This is a genomic window from Anaerotignum sp., from assembly GCF_030625865.1.
Taxonomy (GTDB): domain Bacteria; phylum Bacillota; class Clostridia; order Lachnospirales; family Anaerotignaceae; genus Chakrabartyella.
Genome location: NZ_DAOUQB010000070.1, coordinates 1 through 6,002, shown reverse-complemented (window position 1 = coordinate 6,002; position 6,002 = coordinate 1). Strand labels below are relative to the sequence as shown.

Below are 6,002 nucleotides of genomic sequence, written 5' to 3'. Positions count from 1 at the left end.
CATCGTAAACTCGCCTATCATATCTGTTGCTCTTGCACACATTAGCTGTGCACCTAGAATGATGCCACTTTCCCTATGGGTAATGACCTTTATAAAGCCTCTTTCATCTTTTGATATAAGGGCTTTCCCATTACCGCTCATGATAAATTTTCCAACTTTTATAGGAATTTCAGCTTTCTTTGCTGACTGCTCGGTTATTCCTACTGAGGCTATTTCAGGATTTGTGTAAATACAGCTGGGAATTACACCTAAGTCCTCAGTGGAACAGCCCCCCCCAAGCTTTTGCGCAATATGAATACCCTGTGCAACCGCATTATGTGCAAGTTGTATATCACTACACAAATCACCTATTGCATATACCCCCTTTATGCTTGTTTCAAAGCCACCATCAACAGCGACCTTTTTCCCTGACATTTCAATCGTTACACCTTCACCAAATAATCCATCTATATTCGGCTCGCGTCCCACAGCAAAGAGCACATATGGGCTTAAAACTTCCCTATTTTTACCGTTTTCCTCAAACGAACATAATAAACCATCTTTATTTTTTTCAATGCTTTTTAAAAGAGAGGATGTATAAACTTCAACACCCTGTTTTTTCAATGTCATTTTCAAGCTTTGGGCTATCTCCTTGTCAAAATTAGAAATTAGCTTTGGTGCCGCTTCAATCAGCGTAATTTTTGCATTCAATGAGCTAAACACTTTTGCCATTTCCACGCCGATTACACCGCCACCCACAATGACAAGGCTTTGAGGTGCTTCTTCAAGGAGAAACAACTCCTCGCTATTTAGTACTCCATCAAGCTGACTTCCTTTTACCGATATCTTGGATGGAACAGCACCGGTAGCCAATATGATACTTTGGGCTCTGTACGTCTCTACTGCACCGTTTCGAAAAACAGTGACTATTTTATCTTTTTCAAGTACTGCTTTTCCCTTTATCAGCACCACACCATTGGCTTTAAGAAGGCTTAAAATGCCTTCCCGAAGTTTTAAACAGGTTTCCTCTTTGTATTCTATGATTTTTGAATAATCAAAAGAGACATTTTCTGCAGTAATCCCGAATTTTTTCGCCTCTTTGATTTCTTTGTATAAATTGGCTGCATGCAGCATTGCCTTTGTAGGAATGCATCCTCTGTTTAAGCAGGTTCCGCCCACTTCCCTATATTCAACGATTGCGGTTCTAAGACCAAGCTTTGCGGCTTTGATAGCAGCTACATAACCCCCGGGGCCAGCTCCGATTATGATTAAATCAAATGTTTTTTCCATTTTCATCAACCCCTTATTTCTTATTTAGAATAAACGCATAAGTTTCCCCATCCTCAAATAGCTCCCTTTTCATCATTACTTTGGTACCTAAGTATCGGATTTCTTGCGGCTTCAACCTCATTCAACCTTCCAACTGAAGTTGTAATTGGTGCATTACACAATATATCGGGAGTTGTATGAGCTTCTTCATATAGGTCTCTAAGAATTTGAACCATATCATCCATGGTTTCTTTTGATTCCGTTTCTGTCGGTTCAAACATCAAGGCTTCATGAACAATCAAAGGGAAATACATGGTCGGCGGATGAATTCCTTTGTCGAGCATAGCCTTTGCAATATCCAACGCTGACACTCCTGTTTCTTTTTTTAATTTTTCCAAGCTGAAAACAAACTCGTGCATACAGCTTCTGTCATAGGCAGGAGGGTACAAATCTTTCAGCTTATGGAACATGTAATTAGCATTGAGCACTGCATATTCACTTGCCTGTAAAACACCCTCTCTCCCCAGTGTCATGAGGTAAGCAAGGGCTCTTACCACTACCAAAAAATTCCCATAAAAGCTTTTCATTTCTCCGATAGCGTTTTCTGCTTTTACAAAACAAAATTTCCCTTTTTCTTCTTCACTACGCACTGACGGCAAAAATTCCGAAAGAAATTTCTTGCATCCAACAGGGCCACTTCCTGGACCTCCGCCGCCATGGGGAGCGGAAAACGTCTTGTGCAAATTTACATGAATAACATCAAACCCCATATCGCCAGGTCTTGCAATTCCCATAACGGCATTCAGGTTGGCACCATCATAATAATTGATTCCTCCGCAGTCATGTATCATATTAGTAATTTCCATAATATTCTTATCAAATAACCCTAGTGTATTGGGATTTGTCAGCATAAGCCCTGCGGTGTCGTTTCCGATGGCTTCTTTCAGCTTTTCGATATCAACGCCACCGTCTTTATCAGATGGAACCGTTACCGTCTCAAACCCTGCCATAGTGGCACTTGCCGGATTCGTACCATGGGCAGAATCAGGAATAATAATTTTCGTTCTTTTTGTATCGCCACGTTTGTGGTGGAATGCCTTAATCATCAAAAGTCCCGTTAACTCTCCATGGGCACCTGCCGCAGGCTGCATTGTGAAGTGAGTCATGCCTGTTATTTCGCAGAGATATTTTTCCAGCATACTCAACACTTCAAGACAGCCCTGCACAGTATCCTCCTTTTGCAGTGGATGAATTTCCGTAAATCCAGTTAAACCAGCCAATTCCTCATTTATTTTCGGGTTATACTTCATGGTACATGAGCCCAATGGATAAGCCCCTTGATTTACACCGTATGTTTTTTCCCCAATCTCGCTATAATGCCTGCTCAAATCATTTTCTGATATTTCCGGCAACCGTAATACCATATTTCTATGAAATTGTGGGGATAGCATTACTTCGGGCACATCGCATATTGGCAAAAGGCTTATTTCTCTTCCTTCTCTGCTTTTTTCAAAAATCAGCATTCTCACACCCCCTGCAAGATACGAATTAATTCGTCTATGTCATCCTTACTGTTCATTTCCGTACAGCACCATAAAATTTTTCCTTCGTTTTCTCCCCTTAGCGGAAATCCCCCTAATATTCCTCGGGATTCCAGAAGATTCATTACCTCACTGATGGGTTTTGGGGATTCCGACACAAACTCATTAAAAAATTCCTTTTTATTAACTAACCTATATCCTAGTTCACCAAGTCTTTCTGCCAGATAATGTGCCTTTGACATACTCTGTACCGCCACTTTACGAAGCCCACTCTCTCCCATAGCGGAAAGATAAACCCCTGCCGCAAGGGCGCATAAAGCCTCATTAGAACAAATATTGCTGGATGACTTTTCTCTTCTGATATGTTGTTCTCTTGCCTGCAAAGTAAGTACATATCCTATTTTTCCATTCAAATCCTTTGTCTGTCCAACAATCCTACCGGGAAGCTTTCTCTTCATGGAATCCACCGTTGCCATAAACCCGAGATACGGGCCTCCAAAGCTAAGGGGTAGCCCTAAGGGCTGACCTTCTCCCACAGCAATATCCGCACCGTATTCTCTGGGGGTTTTTGCAATTCCAAGGGAAATGGGGTTAACCCCCATAATATATTTTGCCCCCGCACTATGAACCAGTTCCCCTATTTTTTCTCCATCTTCAAAGCTGCCATAAAAATTCGGCTGTTGAATATAGACACAAGCAGTGGCGGCGTCAACATTGTTTTCTATAAAAGAAAGATTTGTTACGCCATTTTGTTCCGGAATAATGATTAATTCCAAATTTTTTCCAAAACAATAAGTCTGAACGGTTTCCAGAACAAATGGATTTACAGTTCTAGAAATAAAGACCTTTGACCGCTTTCTTTCTTGGCACATCATTATGCTCTCGGCGGCCGCCGTTGCTCCATCGTACACCGATGCATTGGAGACATCCATCCCCGTTAATTCGCAAATCATAGTTTGATATTCGAAGATTGACTGCAAAATCCCCTGACTGATTTCTGGCTGGTACGGTGTATATGCCGTCAAAAGACTTTCCTTAGATGTAACGCTTTTGACAATTGCAGGAATAAAATGCCTATATGCCCCCGCCCCTCTGAAAACAGAGGAAAAAACTTTATTTTTATTTGCAAGACCCATTATGTTTCTGCGTACTTCTAATTCGGACATACCCTTGGGTAAGCAAAGTTCCTCTTTCAGTCTTACCTGCGGGGATATATCTTCAAAAAGCTCTTTTTCAGAATGCATGCCCAACGCCGACAGCATCTCTCGCCTTTCCAAATCTGTTGAAGGAACATAGCTTCCCATTGTTTCGCCTCCGATTCTATTCTTCTTCTTGTATACTTTCGATATATGCTTTGTATTCATCAGCACGCAAAAGCTCGCCTCTTTCGGTAATGTTTTCAAACTTTACCAGCCAAGCATCATAAGCATCCTGGTTTATTTTTTCCGGCGCATCCAACAGCGCTTCATTAATTGCACTTACCGTGCCACCCACAGGGGTATAAATATCAGAAACCGCCTTAACGGACTCTACATCTGCAAATGACCCATCAACACCTACCTCATCGCCAATCTCAGGCAAATTAACAAAAACAATATCCCCTAACGCAGACTGAGCATAATCTGTTAGTCCCACTACTGCACTTTCCCCATCAAATTTAATCCACTCATGGAATTTGGAATAAAATAAATCGTTTAATATCTTCATTTTTTCGCCCCCTAATATGATTATTTTGTTCTCTTATAAAATGGTAAGGAAACAACCTCTGCTTTTATTTTTCCGTTTCTTGTCATGACCTCCACAACTGTTCCAATGGCACAATTTATATTTAAAAGGGCTATGGCACCCGAATAGCCTAAAAATGGAAAATGAGTTCCTGATGTCGTCTGACCAATAATTGCGTCTTCCAAATAAACAGAAGCATTTTCTCGCATAATTCCTCTGCCGATTCCCTTAAGGCCAACGCGTACCCTCTCGTTTTCTTCATTGTGTAGCATAGCAGTTTTTCCAATAAAGTTGTCTTTTGTCATCTTAACCGCAAAACGAAGTCCACATTCTAAAGGTGAGGTTTCACTGTTTAGCTCATGTCCATACAGGGGCATTGCCGCCTCCAGACGCAGTGTATCTCTGGCACCCAGTCCACAAGGAATCAATCCATCCTCCTTGCCCGCTTCCAATAACAGATTCCATAGTTTTTCTGCATCTTCCCCGGCAAGATAAATTTCGACGCCCTCTTCCCCTGTATATCCGGTTCTTGAGATAATACAATTGATATCGTCAATCATCCCATCAAACACAGCGGAATAATATTTTTGAGGAATACTTTTGTTGTCTGCCACCTTGCTTAAAATATCTATAGATTTTGGCCCCTGAAGTGCTATCTGCGCCACCTGATCCGAAATGTCCGTAAACACCACGTCTCCAAATTGATGTGCAAGCATCCATTCGTAATCCTTATCCTTGTTAACGGCATTAACCACGATAAAATAATCATTTTCGGCTCTTTTATAGACAATCAAATCATCTAGCGTACCGCCGTTTTTATTGCACATAGGGCTGTATCTCGCCTGACCATCAGTCATATTAGAAAAATCATTTGTAAGAATATACTGAAGATTTGCAAGGGCATCCTTGCCTTCACACAGTATTTCTCCCATATGGGAGACATCGAAAAGTCCTGCCTTCGTACGAACCGCCATGTGTTCTGCAATGACGCCACAATACTGAATGGGAAGGGTAAAGCCCGCAAAATCAGTCATTCTGCCCTTTGCACTCACATGTGCATGATATAGAGGTGTTTTTAATCCCATTTTTTATTCTCCTTTACAAATTATTTTGTATTTTGCTTCTCTTTTCCTTTTTGGGGGATAAAAAAGAGACTAACGCAAATATTTATTAAAAATATTTACACTAGTCTCTGTCCTTTTTAACCTGAAAGATTAGTACCGAAAATGTCTACAAATATCTTCGGTAATTACTTCTTCGGTACAACTCAAATGTTGTTCTCCAGAGTATCGTCAAAATTCAATCCTTTTACCTGAGAGTTTTTCCCCTTCGGTGCTGCTCGACAGTCTCTCTTGAATTCGTCATCCATTTTTTATCAAATTTGTTGTATAATACCATATATTTTATAATACTGCAAGACTTTTTAAATTAATTGGTTAATTTGTACTCAATATACATTCTTACCCTCATACTTAGAAAATTTAATAG

The 6,002-nt window shown here is 40.6% G+C and carries 5 protein-coding genes and 1 riboswitch; all 5 genes read right to left on the bottom strand.

Annotated features, from left to right (window positions below; genetic code table 11):
- On the bottom strand, nt 1-1,269 hold a 1,269-nt coding region (lpdA, locus tag P9Q65_RS12870), incomplete at its 3' end, for a dihydrolipoyl dehydrogenase (RefSeq protein ID WP_304509895.1).
- A gap of 53 nt (nt 1,270-1,322) precedes the next feature.
- A complete protein-coding gene (gcvPB, locus tag P9Q65_RS12865) occupies nt 1,323-2,771 on the bottom strand; it encodes an aminomethyl-transferring glycine dehydrogenase subunit GcvPB (RefSeq protein ID WP_304509894.1) in 1,449 nt (482 codons plus the stop codon).
- A gap of 2 nt (nt 2,772-2,773) precedes the next feature.
- Entirely contained in the window at nt 2,774-4,093 is a 1,320-nt protein-coding gene (gene gcvPA, locus P9Q65_RS12860; RefSeq protein WP_304509893.1) for an aminomethyl-transferring glycine dehydrogenase subunit GcvPA, read from the bottom strand.
- A gap of 16 nt (nt 4,094-4,109) precedes the next feature.
- A complete protein-coding gene (gcvH, locus tag P9Q65_RS12855; RefSeq protein ID WP_304509892.1) occupies nt 4,110-4,496 on the bottom strand; it encodes a glycine cleavage system protein GcvH in 387 nt (128 codons plus the stop codon).
- A 20-nt stretch (nt 4,497-4,516) separates the two neighbouring features.
- Nucleotides 4,517-5,599 carry a glycine cleavage system aminomethyltransferase GcvT gene (gene gcvT, locus P9Q65_RS12850; protein ID WP_304509890.1) on the bottom strand — a complete coding sequence of 361 codons (1,083 nt, stop codon included), beginning with the start codon at nt 5,597-5,599 and terminating at the stop codon, nt 4,517-4,519.
- 205 nt (nt 5,600-5,804) lie between these two features.
- A riboswitch (glycine riboswitch) is annotated at nt 5,805-5,879 on the bottom strand.
- Nucleotides 5,880-6,002: the final 123 nt, after the last annotated feature.